We start from the raw sequence: 17,863 nt of genomic DNA, 5'->3' as shown, positions 1-17,863 counted from the left end.
TACCTTGAGAAGATTGTGGCTAGATTGGCGCGATTTATTCGACCGTAACGCTCTTGGCTAGGTTGCGCGGCTTGTCCACATCCCTGCCGAGCGCCACCGCGGCGTGGTACGCGAGCAGCTGAAGCGGGATCGTCAGCAGGATCGGGTCGAGCTCGATCTCGTTCTTGGGAATCACGATCACGTCGTCGGCCAGCTTGGCCTCGGGCTCGCGGTGGCCGACCATGAGCACCCGGCCGCCACGGGCGCGGATCTCGCCGAGCGTGGTGAGGTTCTTGTCGAGCAGCTCGTCGTCGGGGACGACCGCGACCGTCGGCATGTCGGGGCCGATGAGCGCCAGCGGGCCGTGCTTGAGCTCGCTGGCCGGGTAGGCCTCGGCGTGGACGTACGAGATCTCCTTGAGCTTCTGCGCGCCCTCGCGGGCCACCGGGTAGCCGCGCACCCGGCCGACGAACATCATGCTCGGGTGGCCGGCGTACTTCTTGGCCAGCTCGGCGATCTTGTCGCCCTGGGCGAGGATCTCCTCGATCTGCCCGGGCAGCCTGCGCAGGCCCTCCACGACGCGCCGGCCGTCGGCGGGCGACAGGTCACGCACCCGGCCCAGGTGCAGCGCGAGCAGCGCGAACGCCACCGAGGTCGAGGTGAACGCCTTGGTCGAGGCGACCGACACCTCGGGGCCCGCGTGCAGGTAGATGCCGCCGTCCACCTCGCGGGCGATGGCGCTGCCGACCGCGTTGACGATGCCGATGACCCGGCCGCCCTTGCGCTTGAGCTCCTGTACGGCGGCGAGGGTGTCGTAGGTCTCGCCGGACTGGCTGATCGCGACGTAGAGCGTGTCGGGGTCGACGACCGGGTTGCGGTAGCGGAACTCGCTGGCCGGCTCGGCGTCGGCGGGGATGCGGGCCAGCTCCTCGATGAGCTGCGCGCCGATCTGCCCGGAGTAGTAGGCGGACCCGCAGCCGATGATCTTCACGCGGCGGAAGGAGCGGGTCTCGCGGGCGTCCATGTTCAGGCCGCCCAGGTGCGCCACGTGGAAGCGCTCGTCGAGCCGGCCGCTCATCGTGCGGGTCATCGTCTCCGGCTGCTCGGAGATCTCCTTGAGCAGGTAGTGCTCGTAGCCGCCGGTGTCGTAGTGGCCGGCGTCCCAGTCGACGGTCAGCGGCTCCTTGGCGGTCTCGCGGGCGTCGCTGGCGAAGGTGTGGAAGCCGTCGGCCTTGAGCACGGCCAGCTCGCCGTCCTCCAGGTGCACGACCTGGCGCGTGTAGCGGACCAGGGCGGCAACGTCGGACGCGGCGAACATCTCCTTCTCCCCGATCCCGAGCACGATCGGGCTCCCGTTGCGGGCCACGACCACCTCGCCGGGCCGCTCGGCGTCGATGACGGCGATGCCGTACGTGCCGACGATGCTCTTGAGCGTCTTCCTGACCGCCTCCTCCAGGGAGTCGTTCTCGTCGGCGGCGCGGGCGATCAGGTGCGCGAGCACCTCGGTGTCGGTCTCGGAGAGGAACGTCACGCCGTCGGCCTCAAGCTTGGCGCGCAGCTCGCCGGCGTTCTCGATGATGCCGTTGTGCACGACCGCGATGCGCTCGTCGGCGGACAGGTGCGGGTGCGCGTTCTCGTCACTCGGTACGCCATGCGTGGCCCAGCGCGTGTGCCCGATGCCGAGGCCGCCCTTGAACCTGACCGGCACGACCTTGGCCAGGTCGGCCACCCTGCCCTTGACCTTGCGGAGCTTGAGCCCCTTGTTCGACACGACGACCCCGGCTGAGTCGTAGCCCCGGTATTCGAGCCGCTGCAGCCCCTCCAGCAGGATAGGCGCCGCGTCCTTCGGGCCGACATAGGCCACGATTCCGCACATCGAGGTCTCCCTTTATCTGTTCATCCGTACACGATTCTGCGCAGTTGCCGCAGGGACAGCTCCGGCGCCGCCACCCGGCGTCCGCGTAATTCGCCGGCGATCCTGGGGAAGATCTCGTCGTTGGTGAGACCGCGTGACTTCAGCTCGCCGTGGCGGCGGCGGACGTATTCCTCGGCCGGTTCCGAGAAGTACGACAGCACGTCGGCGACCACGCGGGCCGCTTCGCCAGGACCGAGCGGACTCGTCCTGGTGAGGTGGGCGATGAGATCTTCGTACGGATGCCGTGCCGTGGACACAGACGAGGACACTACGCAGCTGGAACGAGACACGCCAACATCCTGCCCGATATCGGGCAGGAATTAACCAGATCACCCGCGAACCGCGACGCCCACGGGTCGGAGGGCGTCCGTCCAGGGCTCAAAGCAGGCTGGTACGGCCCCAGCCCCTGGCGAAGCGGTGGCAGGCGAAGGCTCCGGCCGCCAGCCCGATCCCGATCAGCACGGCCGCCGGGCCCGCCGTGCCCGCGAGGTCGCCCTTGACCGCCGCCTGCAGCATGGTCGTCGCCCAGTACCCCGGCGAGATCGGCGCGACCGCCTGCGCCCAGGAGGGCATCAGCGCGTACGGCACCAGCGCCCCGCCCAGCGCGCTGACCGACAGGGCGGCGATGTTGCAGAGCGTGCTGAGCTCGCCCTGGCTGCGCACCACGCCCGCGAGCGCCGTGCCGACCCCGAGCAGCGCGAAGCACCAGGCCGCCACGGCCAGCATGAGCGGCCACGGCGGGCCGGCAGGGCGCATCCCGACCGCGAGCACCCCGTACCCGATCAGCACGGCCTGCTGCAGCGCGAGCACGACGAAGACGGGCACGGCCTTGCCGATCAGGATTTCCGGGATGCGGGCCTTCGTCGCCCTGAGGTGGTCCCAGGTGTGCCAGACGCGTTCCGTGAGGGTGGCGGTGGCGACGTCCGCCATCGACAGGACCGAGAACATCACCAGCAGCCCCGTCACCACCTGGGCCGGATCGCCGATCATGGCCTTGAACACCAGCATGAGCACCATCGGCATGACCAGATAGCTGATCAGATGGGCCGGGTCACGCCGGCGCAGCAGCGTGTTGTGCCCGGTCAGCACGGCGATGCGGTGCAGCGATTCACGCGACATGGGACAGCTCCCGGTAGAGGTCGTCGAGCGAGGGCCGGCGGATGTCGATGCCGCGCACCGGGCGGTCGAGGTCGCGCAGCAGGGTGGCGAGGGCCCCGGTGGGGTCGGCGGTGGTGATCGTGATCTCGTCGTCGTCCAGGACCACCCGCACCTCGCCCGGCAGGCCCTTGAGCAGGTCGGCGCCCGTGCCTCTGGCGATCACCCGGCCGTTCCTGGCCACCGCCAGGGTGGCCCGCAGGTCGGCGAGCTCCGGGAGGTAGTGGGTGCAGTAGACGACCGTCGCGCCGGCGTCCGCCCTGCGCCGGACCGCCGCCAGGAGCGCGGCGCGGGTATCAGGGTCGGCGCCCGCCGTCGGCTCGTCGAGGAGGAGCACGCCCGGACGGGGCAGGAGGGCGGCGGCGGCCTGCGTGCGGCGCTGCTGGCCGCCGGACAGCACGCCGACCCGCCGGCCCAGGATCCCGCTCAGCGCCAGCTCGTCCGCCGTGGTCTCGATGGCGGCGGTCAGGGCGCGCCCGCGCAGGCCGGCCAGGCCGCCGAAGAGGCGCAGCGTCTCGCGTACGGTCACGCTGGGGTAGAGGGCGAGTTGCTGGGGCGCCATCCCTACGTCCCCTTTTATCGCGATATTTCCGGCGTCTGGGCGGATGAGACCTGCGGCGAGGTCGAAGAACGTGGTCTTGCCCGCGCCGTTGTGTCCGACTAATCCGGCTATTTCCCCTGGCTCTACCCGCAGGTCGAAGCCGTCCAGCGCGGTGACGTCACCGTAGCGCTTGACCAGCCCGGTCGCGTTCAGCATGAGCTTCAGCTCCCTCTATGGTCTACGTTGTAGACTGCTCTACACTGTAGACTCGGCTGGTGCGCAAACTCAAGACCTCCCGGCAGCCGGAAATCCTCGACGCGGCGCTCGCCATCGCCGACGAGCGCGGCCTCGACGCCCTGTCCATGCGGGCGGTCGCGGAGCGCGTCGGGGTGACGCCCATGGCGTTGTACGGATATTTCCGGAACAAGGATGAGTTGCTCGACGGCCTGGTCGGACGGCTGCTCACCAAGCTCGTCGCGGAGGACGCGGAGCGCATCGGGCCCGGGCTGGAGGGCGCCTGGAACGAGCGATTGGGGGCGATCGCCTGGGCCACCCGGCGGCTGGCGCGTGAGCATCCGTCGGTGTTCCCGCTGCTGCTGTCCCGGCCTTCGGTGACGCCGGACGGGGTCCGGGTCGTGGACCTGCTCTATCAGGCGCTGATCGAGGCGGGGGTGCCGGACGCGGACGTGCCCAGGATCGAGCGGATGGTGAGCACGTTCGTGATCGGGTTCGCCATCTCCGAGGTGAACGGGCGCTTCTCCGGCGGCTCGAACGAGACGAGGACGCGCCGGGGGGTCGATGCCCCGGCGCATCGGCGGCTGGCGGGGCATCTTGCGGCTCGTGACTGGGATGCCGAGTTCGCAGCGGATCTGGCGGATCTCATGCGTATCATCCGACCCGTCTGACACATCCCTTTCTGGGAACAGTTACGGTGAGTAGTCGTATCGTAACGTTCCATGGGGAGATGTTCATGCAGCTCTGGCTCGCCGCCGTCCTGACCGCCGGGGCACTCACCGCACCCGCCGCTCCTGCCGCACCGGACGATGCCGTGGGCGCTGGCAGGCAACTCGACTTCGCCGCCGCCGCCCGGGACCACCGGGTGCCGGAGAGCGTGTTGCTGGGGGTCTCGTACCTGGAGTCCCGCTGGGACGCGAACGGCGGGCTGCCCAGCACGGCGGGCGGCTACGGGCCGATGCACCTGGTGGACGCGTTCCCCGTCGAGGCGCTGTGGCCCGGCGACGCGCTCGGCGACGCCCGGGGCGACGACGCCCGCCCGATGACCCACCTGCTCACCGCCTCTCCCCCGCCTGCGGCGCTGCGTACGGCGATGCGCAAGTCGGCGGTCCGGCAGGAGACGACACTGCCCGAGGCCGCGCGCCTGGCCGCGCTCACGCCCGACCGGCTGCGCAGCGATCCGGCCGCGAACATCAGGGCGGGCGCCGCGCTCCTCGCCTCCTACCAGAAGCACCCCAGCGCCGATCCCGCCGCCTGGTACGACGCGGTCGCCCGCTACTCGGGCGCGACGGATCCCGCCGCCGCCCATGAGTTCGCGAACGAGGTGTTCTCGGTGATGCGGGAGGGGGCGGAGCGCCGTACCGACGACGGTCACCTGGTACGGCTCGACCCCGTACCGAACCTGCCGGCCGCTCCCTTGACCGGCGCCGGGCAGGCCACAGAACAGGGCCTGGCTAGCGGGACGGACCCCGACGATCAGGTCGCGGCCGACGAGCAGGCCGCCGCCGACGCGCGAACCGTCACCGGCGAGCAGGCCGAAGCCACCACCCAGGACGACCCGGACGCGCGGGCGGGCGCGGGACCGGAGATCGACACCGACGACCAGACGGACACGGACGGCCAGACGGACGAGTTCGGCGCGCTGCCGGGGGAGGCCGCGCTCGGCACCCCGTACACCGGCAAGACCGGCCAGGCGACCCCGGCCGGCGGGCAGGCGGAATGCCCTGCCACGCTCGCCTGCGAATGGATGCCCGCCGCCCACAAACGCTTCAGCAAGAAGGGCAACAAGAAGACGAAGGGGACCAAGAGCGTCAAGGCCGGCAAGGAGGCCAAGGACTACGGCAACCACGACCGCCTGAGCCGGGCCAGGGACGTCGACTACATCATCATCCACGACACCGAGGGCACCTATCAGGGCATCCCGGCCATGATCCGCAACCCCAGGTACGTGAGCTGGCACTACACGGTCCGGTCGCGTGACGGGCATGTCGCCCAGCACGTACCGACGAGGGACATCGCCTGGCATGCGGGCAACTGGGATGTCAACACCCGTTCGATCGGTATCGAGCACGAGGGCTACCTCGCCAAGGGCGGCACCTGGTACACGGAGGCGATGTACCGGGCGTCGGCCAAGCTGGTCAGATACCTGGCCGGCAAGCACCACATCCCGCTCAACCGCGCCCACATCCTCGGCCACGACAACGTGCCCGGCACGACCCCGGGCACCGTCGCCGGAATGCACGAGGACCCGGGCCCGTACTGGGACTGGGCCCACTATTTCGACCTGATGGACCGGCCGATCAAGGGTGACAAGGACGGCACTTCCCTCATGATCCGCCCGTCGTACGACACCAACCGCCCGCGCTTCACCGGCTGCGTGTCCACCAAGCCCGGCCAGGCCTGCCCCGCGCACGGTGCCGCCAGCGTGTGGCTGCACACGGCGCCGAGCGAGACCTCCTCCCTGATCACCGACTCCGGCAAGCATCCGGGCAAGCCCAGCACGTACAGCGTGTACGACCACAGCGCCCGCGCCTCCACCGGCCAGCGCTACGCCGTCGCGGCCAGGCAGGGCGACTGGACGGCGATCTGGTACCTGGGCCAGAAGGCCTGGTTCCACAACCCGGCCGCGAACCCGGCCGCCGTCCCCGCCAAGGGCCCGACGGTCACGCCGCTGCGTCCCGACACGAGGGTGTACGGGCGCGCGTACCCGGAGAAGTCCGCCTACCGGAGCGCGTCGTACCAGGCCCTGATCCCGCTCCAGTACAAGATCGCGCCCGGCCAGACGTACACGGTGGGCGACACGATCACCGGCTCCTACTACGCCGCCGGCGCCTTCAGCCCGGCCCGGCACGTCACCACGACCGGCACGACCCGCTACTACCAGATCCAGCTCGGGCACCGGGTGATGTTCGTGATGGCCAAGGACGTGCGCCTGACCCGCTGAATTTGCTCCCACGGGCCGCTTGCTGCGCACGGGCACTCCGCGAAGACGATATGGTTTTCCCGTGGCCCGGCGCACACCGCCGGGGATTCACGCGGAAGTGGCTCAGTGGTAGAGCATCACCTTGCCAAGGTGAGGGTCGCGGGTTCGAATCCCGTCTTCCGCTCGGAGTAAAACTCCTGGTGGAGTGGCCGAGAGGCGAGGCAGCGGCCTGCAAAGCCGTCTACACGGGTTCAAATCCCGTCTCCACCTCGGTGACCAGCGGCCCCTCGGGGATCCGCTAGAGTAATGGCAACACCATGCGGAAGTGGCTCAGTGGTAGAGCATCACCTTGCCAAGGTGAGGGTCGCGGGTTCGAATCCCGTCTTCCGCTCTGAGTTATCACTCAATACGGACGATTAGCTCAGCGGGAGAGCGCTTCCCTGACACGGAAGAGGTCACTGGTTCAATCCCAGTATCGTCCACCAGTCTCCTTGTTGGACCTGGTCCAACAGGAACTGTCGCCCCAGCTCACGGCACTGCCGGGAGTCTGGGGCTTTTTGTTGTGCGGAATCATCCATTTGTCGCTGAATGGTGTTGACCTACCTCAGCGTGGGCGTCCAGTCCCCGGCGAGGGTGAGGAAGGCGGAGTTCTCCTCGGGCAGCCCGATGGTGACGCGCACCCCCTCGCCCGGGAAGGCGCGCACGATGACGCCGCCGTCCAGGCAGTGGGCGGCGAAGCCGGCGCTGTCCGCGCCGAGCGGCAGCCACACGAAGTTCGCCTGGGAGTCCGGCAGGTCGTGGCCGAGAGCCCGCAGGGCGCGGGTGACGCGGTCGCGCTCCCCGACCGTGACGGCGACCCGGCGGGCGACCTCCTCGTGCTCGCCGAGCGCGGCGACGGCCGCCTCCTGGGCCAGGGCGCTCACGCTGAACGGGGTCTGCGCCTTGCGTACCTGGGCGATGACGCCGGGCGGCCCGACGCAGTAGCCGACGCGGAGCCCGGCCAGCGCGTACGCCTTGGAGAAGGTCCGCAGGACGACGACGTTGGGCCGGTCGCCGAACAGGGCGAGCGCGTCCGGCACCACGGCGGGGTCGGCGTACTCGTGGTAGGCCTCGTCGATGACGATCAGCACCTGCTCGGGCACGCGGTCGACGAAAGCGCGCAGGGCGGCCTCGCCGACGGGGGTCGAGGTCGGATTGTTGGGGTTGCAGACGAAGACCAGCCGGGTCCGGCGGGTGACGGCCGCCGCCATGGCGTCCAGGTCCTGAACGTGCTCCCGCAGCGGGACCCGTACGGCGGTGCCGCCGGCCACGGTGGTGAGGATGGGGTAGGCCTCGAACGAACGCCAGCCGAAGACGACCTCGCCGTCCGGCGCCGACACGGCGTGCAGGAGCTGGCCGCAGACCTCGGACGAGCCCGCCCCCACCGCGATCCGCTCGGCCGGCACGCCGTGGTGGGCGGCGAGCGCGTCGAGCAGCCGGGTGGCCCCCATGTCGGGATAACGGGACAGGCCGCCGGTCAGCTCGGTGACCCGGGCGGCGACCTCGGGCAGCAGGCCGTACGGGCATTCGTTGCTGGCCAGGACGACGGCGCCGGGCAGCTTGCGCCCCGGGACGTACGACTGGAGCTCGACCAGGGACGGGCGGAGCAGAACCATGGGGCCTCCCTTACGTGTGAGCCAGCAGGACGGAGGGCTGCTCGACTACGTGTGAGCCAGCAGGACGGAGGGCTGCTCGACGCAGTCGGCCACGTATCGCAGGAAGCCGCCGGCGGCGCCGCCGTCGCAGACCCGGTGGTCGAAGGTGAAGGACAGCTGAGTGATCTTGCGGGGCACGACCGCGCCGTCCACCACCCAGGGGCGGTCGATGATCCGGCCGACGCCGAGGAGCGCCGCCTCGGGGTGGTTGATGATCGGGGTGGATCCGTCCACGCCGAAGACCCCGTAGTTGTTGAGCGTGAACGTGCCCCCGGTCAGGGCGGCGGGCGGCAGCCGGCCCGCGCGGGCCAGGCCGGTCAGCCGGGTCAGCTCGGCGGCCAGTTCGGCGGTCGTCATCTGGTGCGCGTCCCGGACCACCGGCACGACCAGGCCGCGGTCGGTCTGCGCGGCGAAACCGAGGTTGACGTGGCCGTGCCGGACGATCTCGGCCCGCTCGACGTCCACCGAGGAGTTCAGCTCGGGGAAGCGGCGCAGGCCGGACACGCAGATGCGGGCCATGATCGCCAGCAGGCCGATGCCGAGGTCGGGGCGGGCCCGCTTCAGCTCGTCCTTGGTGGTGAGCAGGGCGGTGGCGTCCACGTCCACCCAGGTGGTGGCGTCGGGGATCTCGGTGCGGCTGCGGGTCAGCTTGTCGGCCACCGCGCGGCGCAGGCCGCGCAGCGGGATGCGCTCCCCCTCCGGAGACGGGATGCGCTTCCCCTCCGGGGACGACGGCGTCTCGGGGGTCTGCCCGGCGATGGCCTGCTCGACGTCGCGGCGCAGGATCACACCGCGCGGCCCGGTGGGGGTGACGGCGGTGAGGTCCAGCCCGTGCTCACGGGCGAGCTTACGGACGAGCGGCGAGATCACGCGGGGCGCATGTCGAACGGCGTCCGCCGGCTCCGGTGCAGTGGCGGGGGCCACCACGGGGGACGTCCTGGCGCCCGTCTCGGCGCCCGTCCTGGTGGCCGTCCTGGCGCCCGTCTCGGTGGCCGTCTCGGCGGACGTCTTGGTGGCCGTCTCGGCGGACGTCTCGGCGGACGTCCTGGCAGACGTCTTGGTGGGCGTCCCAGCAGACGTCCCAGCAGACGTCCCAGCAGACGTCCCAGCAGACGTCCCAGCAGACGTCCCAGCAGACGTCCCAGCAGACGTCCCAGCAGACGTCCCAGCGGACGTCTCGATAGGCGTCTCGGCAGACGTCCCGGCCGGGCGGGCGCGGCGGCGTCGGCGGGGGCCGGCGCCGTGGCCCGTGCCGTACCCGATCAGGACGTTGCCGGACCCGGCCTGCTCCTCCTCCCGGTACCGGGAGGCCGCCGGATCCGCCGCGTCCGCGGTCCCGACCTCGATGAGCGGCTCCCCCACCGACAGCACCGTGCCCGCCGCGGCGTGCAGCCTCAGCACAGTCCCGGCATAAGGGACGGGCAGCTCCACGGCGGCCTTCGCCGTCTCGACCTCCAGCACGATCTGGTCGACCTCGACCACGTCGCCGACGGCGACCTTCCAGTCGATGATCTCGGCCTCCGTGAGGCCCTCGCCCAGGTCGGGCAGGCGGAACACCTGCCCCGTGACGGTGGTGGTCATGACGCCTCCCGTGACAGGTGCGCGAGGTCCGGCTGGTCGTCGAGCTGGAGCCGGTCCACCGCGTCGAGGACGCGCTCGGCGTCCGGCAGATGCGAGTGCTCAAGCATCGGCGGCGGGTAGGGGATGTCGAACCCCGCCACCCGCAGCACGGGCGCGGCCAGCGAGTGGAAGCAGCGCTCCTGTACGCGGGCCGCGATCTCCGCGCCCACCCCGGCGAACCCCTGGGCCTCCTGGACGACCACGCACCGGCCGGTTTTGCGCACCGACGCCACGACGGTTTCGTCGTCGAACGGCACGATCGTGCGCAGGTCCACCACTTCGAGCGAGATGCCGTCCTGGGCGGCGGCGTCGGCGGCCTGGAGCGCCACCGAGAGGCTGGGCCCGTAGGCGACCAGCGTCGCGTCGCGGCCCTCGCGCACGACCGCCGCCTGGCCGAAGCGGGGTGCTGGCTCGGCCCTGACCTCGCCCTTCGACCAGTACAGCCGCTTGGGCTCCATGAAGATCACCGGGTCGGGGTCGGCGACGGCCTCGCGCAGCAGCCAGTAGGCGTCGTCGGCGGTGGCCGGGGTGACGACCTTCAGGCCGGGCGTGTGCGCGTAGTAGGCCTCGCTGGAGTCGCAGTGGTGCTCGACGCCGCCGATGCCGCCCGCGTACGGGATGCGGATCACCATCGGCAGCGACAGCCGCCCCCGGGTGCGGTTGCGCAGCTTGGCCACGTGCGAGGCGATCTGCTCGAACGCCGGGTAGGCGAAGGCGTCGAACTGCATCTCGACCACCGGCCGGAAGCCGCCCATGGCCAGGCCCACGGCCAGGCCGACGATCCCCGACTCCGCGAGCGGCGTGTCGAAGCAGCGCTCCTCGCCGAACTCCTTGGTCAGGCCTTCGGTGATGCGGAAGACGCCGCCCAGCGGGCCGACGTCCTCGCCGAAGACGAGCACGCGCTCGTCCTCGCGCAGCGCGTCCCGCAGCGCGGTGTTGAGCGCCTGCGCCATCGTCATCTCGGTCATGTCACTCCTCCGACGCGGTCAGCTCGGACGCCAGCACCGCCCGCTGCTCGCGCAGCTGGGGTGTGGGCTCGGCGAAGACGTGGTCGAACAGCTCGTACGGGTTCATCTCGGGATCGGCGTTCATCCGCTCGCGCAGCCGCGCGGCGAACTCCTCCGCGACCTGGTTCGCCGCGGCGACGGCCTCGGCGTCCAGCAGGCCCCGGCCCAGCAGGTAGGTCTCCAGGCGGGCGAGCGGGTCGGCCGCCGCCCACTGCTCGACCTCCTCCGTCTCGCGGTAGCGGGTGGCGTCGTCGGCGTTGGTGTGCGCGTCCATGCGGTAGGTGTGCGCCTCCACCAGGGACGGGCCGCCGCCCGTCCGCGCCCGTTCGACCGCCGGGCCGAGCACCGACAGCACCGCGACGAGGTCGTTGCCGTCCACTTGTTCTGAACGCATGCCGTAGCCGATCCCCTTGTAGGCCAGCGCCGGCGCCGCGCTCTGCTTGGCCAGCGGGACGGAGATCGCGTACTTGTTGTTCTGCACGAAGAACACGACCGGCGCGTTGAGCACGGCCGCGTAGTTGAGCGCCTCGTGGAAGTCGCCCTCGCTGGTGCCGCCGTCGCCGATGAAGGCCATGACCACGGCGTCCTCGCCCTTGCGGCGCAGCGCCTCGGCCATGCCGACCGCGTGGATCGTCTGGGTGGCCAGCGGCGTGCACTGCGGCGCGACGCGGGTGGCCACCGGGTCGTAGCCGCAGTGCCAGCCGCCGCGCAGCAGGGTGAGCACCTCGACGGGGTCGACGCCCCGGGCGACCAGGGCCACGGAGTCCCGGTAGGTGGGGAAGAGCCAGTCATCGGCGCGCAGCGCGAGCACGCCGGCGACCTGGCAGGCCTCCTGCCCCCGGCTCGACGGGTAGACGGCGAGCCGGCCCTGCTTGGTCAGGGCGGTCGCCTGACGGTCGAAGCGGCGGCCCAGGACCATCCGGCGGTAGCCCTCCAGAAGCTGCTCGTCCGCCGGAGCCCGATATCCGGCCGGCGCTTCGACGGCCGTGCCGTCCTCGGCGACGAAGCGAACCGGCTCGGGCGAGGGGAGAAGGCCGTCGACCGCTCGGCGGCTCGTCCGCACGGACATGCGACGCTCACTTTCTCTGGACGTTTGACAAGCAAAGCGTCCGCCTGCGGAGCCATCCGTTCAAGACATCGGGCATGATAGGCGACAAATGGCTGTACTAAGGCTTAAGGAGGGCCAAATGTCTGCCGGAGAGGGCACTGAGGGGGGCTGGCCGGGACGTTCGGCCGGACAGCTCGACGAAGTGGACCGCGCGATCATCGCCGAGCTGGTGCGTGACGGCCGGATGTCGGTGCGGTCGCTGGCCGAGCGCGTGCACATCTCGCGCGCCAACGCCTACGCCCGCCTCACCCGGTTGACGGACGACGGGGTGATCACCGGATTCCGGGCCGAGGTGGCACCGCGCAAGGCGGGTCTGGGCACCAGCGCGTACGTGTCGGTCACCATCGAGCAGAACTCCTGGCGCGCTGTGTCGGCCCGGCTGCGGGAGACCCCCTACGTGGAGCACTTCGCCATGGTCGGCGGCGACTACGACGTGCTGGTGCTGGTCAGGACGCCGGACAACGCGACGCTGCGGCACGTGGTGCTGGAGCGCGTCCAGGACATCCCCGGCGTGCGCGCCACCCGCACGTGGCTGGTGTTCGAGGAGGCCCGCGGCCCGGGCGCGGAGTGGCGGGCCACCTGACCGGTCGGCGCGCCGCGTTCTCGGCCAGGCTCAGCAGCTCGCGCCGAGGGCGCTGGACACCATCGGCCCCTAAACTCTCAAAAAAATTTGAATGTTCACTATTGACTGAACTTTCGTCTAAGCGGCAGTCTACCGGCTAACACGCGCTCCGGACGGATCCGGTGCCGCGCTCCCCTGAGCCGAATCGCAGGAGGTTCTCCGTGACAGACACGGGCTGGGACATCATCGTCGTGGGAGCCGGTTCCGCCGGCGCGGCACTGGCCGCCCGGTCCGCCGAGCGCGGCAAGCGCGTCCTGCTGCTGGAGGCCGGGCCCGACTACCGCTCGGCCGCGATGCACGAGGCGTGGCGCTCGCCGAACCCGGGCCGCGCGCTGCTCGACCCCACCGCCGTCGACGGCCTGGTCTGGATGGGCGTCACCTCCTCCCGTACCGACAAGCAGCCGCAGGCCCCCTACTGGCGGGGACGCGGCGTGGGCGGCAGCTCGGCGATCAACGGGCAGATCGCCATCCGCCCGCCGATGGAGGACTTCGACGACTGGGCCGCGGCCGGCTGCGCCGGCTGGTCGGCCGCCGACGTGCTGCCCTACTTCGCCAGGCTGGAGGACGACGAGCAGTTCGGCGACGAGCCCTACCACGGGCGCGGCGGGCCGACCCCGATCTACCGGGCGCCGCGGGAGCAGTGGGGCGGCGGAGACGCCGGGCTGGCCGCCGCCGCGCTGGCCGCCGGGCACCCGTGGGCCCCGGACGTGAACGCGCCCCAGGCGTACGGCGTGTCCCCCTACCCGATCAACTCGCGCGCCGGCCGCCGGGTCACGGTCAACGACGGCTACCTCGAACCGGCCCGGTCCCTGGCCGGCCTCACCATCCGCGGTGACGCCCTGGTCGACCGGCTCGTCTTCGCCGGTGACCGGGCGGCCGGCGTCCGGGTGATCCAGGACGGCGCGGCGGTGACCGAGTACGCCGACGAGATCGTGCTCAGCGCCGGAGTGATCCACTCTCCGGCGATCCTGCTGCGGTCGGGCATCGGCCCGGCCGCCGACCTGAGTCGCCTGGGCATCACCGTACGCCGGGACCTGCCTGTCGGCGTCGGCATGCAGGACCACCCCATGATCGTCGTCGAGCTGCCGCTGACCGCCGAGGCCGCCATCAAGACGCCCGACGACCGCCACACCAACGTCTGCGTCCGCTACACCAGCGGCCCCGGCGCCCTGCCGTACGACATGATGTTCGTCTCGCTGAACCAGAACGTGCTGGCCATGGAGTCCGCCGACACGAGCCTGCCGGCGGGCGGGTTCGGCGTGTGGCTGAACCAGAACTTCTCGCGCGGCGTGCTGACGCTGACGTCCGCGGATCCGCAGGCCCAGCCCGAGGTCAGGGAGCGCATGCTGTCGGACGCCCGCGACCTGGCGCGGTTGCGCGACGGCGTACGGGCGCTGGTCGGGCTGGCCCGCTCCCCCGAGGCCGCGGAGATCGTCGAGGGCAGCGTCGAGGCCCGCAACAGCCGCCTGTTCGCCGTCCTCGACGACGACGCCCGGCTCGACGACTACCTCCTCACCACCGCCATGGACGCCCAGCACGGCACCAGCACCTGCCGGATGGGCGCGCCCGGCGACGCCGCCACCGTGGTCGACCCGTCGTGCCGCGTCCTCGGGGTGGAGGGGCTGCGGGTGGTCGACGCGTCGATCTTCCCGTCCGTCCCCCGCGCCAACACCAACCTGGCCTCGATCATGGTCGGCGAGCTCATGGCCGACCGCCTCTAAGGAGCACTGTGAAGACCCTGCAGAACCTGATCGGCGGCATCTGGACGGACTCCCGGGGCGACGCCTTCCACGAGGTGATCAACCCGGCGACCGAGGAGGTCGTCGCCCGCTGCCCCAGCGGCTCGGCGGAGGACGTCCGCCTGGCCGTGGACGCGGCCGCGAAGGCCGCTCCGGCCTGGGCCGCGCTGCCGGTCGCCGAGCGCGTGGACCTGATCGGCCGCTGGGCGGACACGATCGCCGCGCACGCCGAGGAGCTGGCGGAGGTCGAGTGCGCCGAGATGGGCAAGCCCGTCGCCCTCGGCAGCGCCTTCATCGGCGGCGCGGCGATGGGGCTCAAGGGCGCCGCGGCCGAGGCCCTGGACTACCCGTTCGAGGAGACCATCGCGGGCACGGACGGCGGCGGCACCACGATCGTGCGCAGCCCCGTCGGCGTGGCGGCGGTCATCGTGCCGTGGAACTTCCCCATTCCCATGACGCTGGGGGCGATCGGCCCGCTGCTGGCCGCCGGCAACACCGTCGTGATCAAGCCCTCGGAGCGCTCCCCCATGTCGGCGGTGCGGCTGCTGGAGCTCATGGACCTGCCGGACGGCGTGGTCAACCTGGTGCTGGGCGACTCGCGCGCCGGAGCGCCGCTGGTCGCCGCGGAGGGGATCGGGCTGGTGCACTTCACCGGCTCGATCGAGGCCGGCCGCCGGGTCGGCGCGGAGAGCGGCGGCCTGCTGCACCGCGCGATCCTCGAGCTCGGCGGTAAGGACCCGGTGATCGTGGACGCGGGCGTCGACCCCGTCGCGACCGCCGCCGCCGTGGCGTTCGGAGCGTTCGCCAACTCGGGCCAGATCTGCACCTCCATGGAGCGGATCTACGTGCACCGCGACGTCGCCGACGCCTTCATCGACGCCCTGGTGACGGCCGCCGCGGGCTACACCACCGGCGACGTCCTGGGGCCGCTGGTGGACCGGCGGCAGCGGGACATCGTCGTCCGGCACGTCACCGACGCGGTCGAACGCGGCGCGACCGTCCGCACCGGCGGCGTCGTACCCGAGGGCAAGGGGTTCTTCTACCCCGCCACCGTGCTGACCGGCGTGGACGAGTCCATGCTCGTCATGACCGAGGAGACCTTCGGCCCCCTCGCCCCCGTCGCCGTCGTCGCCTCCTTCGAGGAGGGGCTGGAGCGGGCGGCCGCCACGCGCTACGGCCTGGCCGCCACCGTCTACACCGGCGACCCGGAGCACGTGGTGGCGGCGCGGCGCATCCCCGCCGGCGTGGTGTGGGTGAACCAGTGGCAGGGCGGCGGCCCCGAGCGGCTCTACGAGCCGGCCGGCGACAGCGGCATGGGGGCCACCGGCGCCCGCGCGGCCTACGACGCCGCCACCCGCCCCACATCCGTCCACCTCGCTCCGACGGCCTGATGACGGGCGTAAAAGAGACGCAGGAAGGCGCCAAGCGCCGGGCCGCGGACGTCGTCGGCGACTGGAGCGAGCGCCTGGTGGACCTGTCGCACCGCATCCACGCCCACCCCGAGCTGGCCTTCGAGGAGACGCGGGCGAGCGCGTGGGTGGCGGACGCGCTCGGCGCCGCCGGCTTCGACGTCCGGCACGGCTGCTACGACCTGCCCACCGCCGTCCGCGCGACGGTGGGCACGGGCCCGCTGCACATCGGGATCTGCGCCGAGTACGACGCCCTGCCCGACATCGGCCACGCCTGCGGGCACAACGTCATCGCCGCCGCCGCGGTCGGCGCCGGGGCGGCGCTGGCCGGCCTGGCCGACGACCTCGGGCTGACGGTGACCGTGCTCGGCACCCCGGCCGAGGAGGGCGGCGGCGGCAAGATCCGCATGCTGGAACGGGGCGCGTTCGAGGGCATCGACGCGGCGATGATGGTCCATCCGGCCGCCGTCGAGATGGCGGCGATGCCTGGGGCGGCCGTCACCCAGTTCGAGGTCTCCTACCGGGGCAAGCCGGCCCACGCCGGCGCCTACCCGGAGCTGGGCGTCAACGCCGCCGACGCGATGACCGTCGCGCAGGTGGCGATCGGGCTGCTGCGGCAGCAGACGGGCGCGGGCGACCGGATCGCCGGCATCGTCACCGAGGCCGGCAGCGCGGCGAACGTGATCCCCGACGCCAGCTCCGGCCGGTGGATCGTGCGGTCGCCGGCGTTCGAGGGCCTGGCCGGCCTGAAGTCCCGGGTGCGGCGCTGTTTCGAGGCCGGGGCGCTGGCCACCGGCTGCGACCTGACGCTCACCCCGATCGGCCTCGACTACGCCGACATGCGGCCCGACCCGGTCCTGCTGGGCCTGTACCGGGCCAACGCCGAGGCGCTCGGGCGCGTCTTCCCTGACCTGCCCGGCGGCGGCCCGCCCGGCGCGGCCACCGACATGGGCAACGTCTCGCATGTCGTCCGCAGCATCCACCCGATGCTCGGGCTGGACTGCCTGCCGGCGGCCAACCACCAGCCGGAGTTCACCGCGGCGTGCGCCACCCCGGCCGCCGATCGGGCGGTCCTGGACGGCGCCACCGCCATGGCCTGGACCGCCATCGACCTGGCGGTCCAGCAGGCCCAGGAGGTCAGTGCCCGCTGAAGACGGGCTCGCGCTTGCCGAGGAACGCCTCGACCGCTCCGGCGTGATCGCCGGTCCGGCCGAGGCGTTCCTGTGCGCGGGCCTCGTCCGTGAGCACCGTCCCGAGGTCGCGGCCCCACGACTCGGAGATGAGCCGCTTGGACTCGGCGAAGGCGGCGGTCGGCCCCGCCGCGAGCCGGGCCGCCAGCTCCAGGCCGGCCTTGCCGACGTCCGCGCCGGGAACGACGCGGCCGGCGATCCCCCACGCGACCGCCTGCTCGGCGGTGAACGACCGGCCGAGCAGCACGAGCTCCTTGGCCCTGGCCTCGCCGACCGCCCGGGTGAGCGTCGCCGACAGCCCGGAGTCGCAGGTGAGCCCGATCGCGGTGAACGCCGTGGCGAACACCGCCTCCTCGGCGAGCACCCGCAGGTCGCAGGCGAGCGCGAGAGCCAGCCCGGCACCGACGCACGCGCCGTTGACGGCGGCCACGACCGGCTTGGCCATCGTGGTCACCAGCCGGATGATCGGCGCGTAGTCCGCCTCCACGGTGTCGAACGCGTGGCCGGGGTCGGCGCGCAGCCCGGCCGCGTGCTCGGCGAGGTCCTGGCCGACGCAGAACGCCTTGCCCGCGCCGGTCAGCAGCACCGCGCGGACGCCGTCGTCGTCGGCGGCGGCCGCCAGCGCGTGGCGCAGCGCCGTCTTGAGCCCGGCGTCGAGCGCGTTGCGCCGGTCGGGGCGATCGAGGGTGAGGACGGCCACCGCGCCGTCCCGTTCGACGCTGAGCAC

15 protein-coding genes and 4 tRNA genes are annotated in these 17,863 nt (G+C 72.0%); 10 read left to right on the top strand and 9 right to left on the bottom strand.

Translation table 11 applies throughout. The annotated features are described in order from the left end of the window. Nucleotides 1–34: 34 nt before the first annotated feature. The 4 genes from glmS to ABEA43_RS63590 form a co-directional block, all read right to left on the bottom strand. Nucleotides 35–1,855, bottom strand: a complete 1,821-nt coding sequence (gene glmS / locus ABEA43_RS63605) for a glutamine--fructose-6-phosphate transaminase (isomerizing) (protein ID WP_345579201.1) — start codon at nt 1,853–1,855, stop codon at nt 35–37. A gap of 20 nt (nt 1,856–1,875) precedes the next feature. After that, nucleotides 1,876–2,151 carry a hypothetical protein gene (locus tag ABEA43_RS63600; RefSeq protein WP_345579198.1) on the bottom strand — a complete coding sequence of 92 codons (276 nt, stop codon included), beginning with the start codon at nt 2,149–2,151 and terminating at the stop codon, nt 1,876–1,878. A gap of 121 nt (nt 2,152–2,272) precedes the next feature. Then, entirely contained in the window at nt 2,273–3,013 is a 741-nt protein-coding gene (locus ABEA43_RS63595; RefSeq protein WP_345579195.1) for an ABC transporter permease, read from the bottom strand. Continuing rightward, on the bottom strand, nt 3,003–3,806 hold the full coding sequence (locus tag ABEA43_RS63590; RefSeq protein ID WP_345579192.1) for an ABC transporter ATP-binding protein: 804 nt from the start codon (nt 3,804–3,806) through the stop codon (nt 3,003–3,005). Before ABEA43_RS63590 ends, ABEA43_RS63595 begins: the two co-directional genes overlap by 11 nt. 59 nt (nt 3,807–3,865) lie before the next feature. On the opposite strand from ABEA43_RS63590, the gene ABEA43_RS63585 reads away from it, so the two are divergent. From ABEA43_RS63585 to ABEA43_RS63560, 6 genes are all read left to right on the top strand, one after another. Next, entirely contained in the window at nt 3,866–4,495 is a 630-nt protein-coding gene (locus ABEA43_RS63585; RefSeq protein ID WP_345579189.1) for a TetR/AcrR family transcriptional regulator, read from the top strand. Between the two features lie 65 nt (nt 4,496–4,560). Further along, the gene (locus ABEA43_RS63580; protein WP_345579186.1) at nt 4,561–6,768 is read left to right on the top strand and encodes an N-acetylmuramoyl-L-alanine amidase; all 2,208 of its coding nucleotides are present in this window, start codon (nt 4,561–4,563) and stop codon (nt 6,766–6,768) included. A gap of 91 nt (nt 6,769–6,859) precedes the next feature. Next, a tRNA-Gly gene (locus tag ABEA43_RS63575) sits at nt 6,860–6,931 on the top strand. A gap of 15 nt (nt 6,932–6,946) precedes the next feature. Beyond that, nucleotides 6,947–7,017: transfer RNA gene (locus tag ABEA43_RS63570), tRNA-Cys, on the top strand. 49 nt (nt 7,018–7,066) lie between these two features. Then, nucleotides 7,067–7,138 (top strand) — tRNA-Gly (locus ABEA43_RS63565). Nucleotides 7,139–7,157: 19 nt separating this feature from the next. After that, a tRNA-Val gene (locus tag ABEA43_RS63560) sits at nt 7,158–7,232 on the top strand. A gap of 114 nt (nt 7,233–7,346) precedes the next feature. Here the strand turns inward: ABEA43_RS63560 and ABEA43_RS63555 are convergent. The 4 genes from ABEA43_RS63555 to pdhA are packed head-to-tail and all read right to left on the bottom strand — an operon-like array spanning nt 7,347 to nt 12,137. After that, nucleotides 7,347–8,402: a histidinol-phosphate transaminase gene (locus tag ABEA43_RS63555; protein ID WP_345579183.1), complete on the bottom strand. Its 1,056-nt coding sequence runs from the start codon at nt 8,400–8,402 to the stop codon at nt 7,347–7,349. Nucleotides 8,403–8,447: 45 nt separating this feature from the next. Next, nucleotides 8,448–10,022, bottom strand: a complete 1,575-nt coding sequence (locus ABEA43_RS63550) for a 2-oxo acid dehydrogenase subunit E2 (protein ID WP_345579180.1) — start codon at nt 10,020–10,022, stop codon at nt 8,448–8,450. Further along, nucleotides 10,019–11,029, bottom strand: a complete 1,011-nt coding sequence (locus tag ABEA43_RS63545) for an alpha-ketoacid dehydrogenase subunit beta (RefSeq protein ID WP_345579178.1) — start codon at nt 11,027–11,029, stop codon at nt 10,019–10,021. Before ABEA43_RS63545 ends, ABEA43_RS63550 begins: the two co-directional genes overlap by 4 nt. A gap of 1 nt (nt 11,030) precedes the next feature. Next, nucleotides 11,031–12,137: a pyruvate dehydrogenase (acetyl-transferring) E1 component subunit alpha gene (pdhA, locus tag ABEA43_RS63540; RefSeq protein WP_345579176.1), complete on the bottom strand. Its 1,107-nt coding sequence runs from the start codon at nt 12,135–12,137 to the stop codon at nt 11,031–11,033. Between the two features lie 118 nt (nt 12,138–12,255). On the opposite strand from pdhA, the gene ABEA43_RS63535 reads away from it, so the two are divergent. The 4 genes from ABEA43_RS63535 to ABEA43_RS63520 all read left to right on the top strand — a co-directional run bounded on the left by ABEA43_RS63535 (nt 12,256) and on the right by ABEA43_RS63520 (nt 17,097). Continuing rightward, complete coding sequence (locus ABEA43_RS63535) at nt 12,256–12,759, top strand: Lrp/AsnC family transcriptional regulator (RefSeq protein ID WP_345579174.1); 504 nt, start codon at nt 12,256–12,258, stop codon at nt 12,757–12,759. A gap of 200 nt (nt 12,760–12,959) precedes the next feature. Next, entirely contained in the window at nt 12,960–14,519 is a 1,560-nt protein-coding gene (locus ABEA43_RS63530) for a GMC family oxidoreductase (protein WP_345579172.1), read from the top strand. Nucleotides 14,520–14,527: 8 nt separating this feature from the next. Next, nucleotides 14,528–15,928, top strand: a complete 1,401-nt coding sequence (locus ABEA43_RS63525; RefSeq protein ID WP_345579170.1) for an aldehyde dehydrogenase family protein — start codon at nt 14,528–14,530, stop codon at nt 15,926–15,928. Continuing rightward, the gene (locus ABEA43_RS63520) at nt 15,928–17,097 is read left to right on the top strand and encodes an amidohydrolase (RefSeq protein WP_345579168.1); all 1,170 of its coding nucleotides are present in this window, start codon (nt 15,928–15,930) and stop codon (nt 17,095–17,097) included. Before ABEA43_RS63525 ends, ABEA43_RS63520 begins: the two co-directional genes overlap by 1 nt. On the opposite strand, the gene ABEA43_RS63515 is transcribed toward ABEA43_RS63520, so the two are convergent. Continuing rightward, the gene (locus ABEA43_RS63515) at nt 17,084–17,863 is read right to left on the bottom strand and encodes an enoyl-CoA hydratase/isomerase family protein (protein WP_345579166.1); all 780 of its coding nucleotides are present in this window, start codon (nt 17,861–17,863) and stop codon (nt 17,084–17,086) included. The two genes, ABEA43_RS63520 and ABEA43_RS63515, sit on opposite strands and share 14 nt — an antisense overlap.

The sequence above is a fragment of the Nonomuraea rosea genome (assembly GCF_039539705.1).
GTDB classification, from domain to species: domain Bacteria; phylum Actinomycetota; class Actinomycetes; order Streptosporangiales; family Streptosporangiaceae; genus Nonomuraea; species Nonomuraea rosea.
The sequence above is the reverse complement of the archived record's forward strand: the minus strand, read 5'-3'. Positions and strand labels throughout refer to the sequence as shown.

What these genes read in the sequence shown, in the direction of transcription:
- glmS (WP_345579201.1), bottom strand. Translation starts at nt 1,855, where the DNA reads ATGTGCGGAATCGTGGCCTATGTCGGCCCGAAGGACGCGGCGCCTATC.
- ABEA43_RS63595 (WP_345579195.1), bottom strand. Translation starts at nt 3,013, where the DNA reads ATGTCGCGTGAATCGCTGCACCGCATCGCCGTGCTGACCGGGCACAAC.
- ABEA43_RS63590 (WP_345579192.1), bottom strand. Translation starts at nt 3,806, where the DNA reads ATGCTGAACGCGACCGGGCTGGTCAAGCGCTACGGTGACGTCACCGCG.
- ABEA43_RS63580 (WP_345579186.1), top strand. Translation starts at nt 4,561, where the DNA reads ATGCAGCTCTGGCTCGCCGCCGTCCTGACCGCCGGGGCACTCACCGCA.
- ABEA43_RS63555 (WP_345579183.1), bottom strand. Translation starts at nt 8,402, where the DNA reads ATGGTTCTGCTCCGCCCGTCCCTGGTCGAGCTCCAGTCGTACGTCCCG.
- ABEA43_RS63550 (WP_345579180.1), bottom strand. Translation starts at nt 10,022, where the DNA reads ATGACCACCACCGTCACGGGGCAGGTGTTCCGCCTGCCCGACCTGGGC.
- ABEA43_RS63545 (WP_345579178.1), bottom strand. Translation starts at nt 11,029, where the DNA reads ATGACCGAGATGACGATGGCGCAGGCGCTCAACACCGCGCTGCGGGAC.
- pdhA (WP_345579176.1), bottom strand. Translation starts at nt 12,137, where the DNA reads ATGTCCGTGCGGACGAGCCGCCGAGCGGTCGACGGCCTTCTCCCCTCG.
- ABEA43_RS63535 (WP_345579174.1), top strand. Translation starts at nt 12,256, where the DNA reads ATGTCTGCCGGAGAGGGCACTGAGGGGGGCTGGCCGGGACGTTCGGCC.
- ABEA43_RS63520 (WP_345579168.1), top strand. Translation starts at nt 15,928, where the DNA reads ATGACGGGCGTAAAAGAGACGCAGGAAGGCGCCAAGCGCCGGGCCGCG.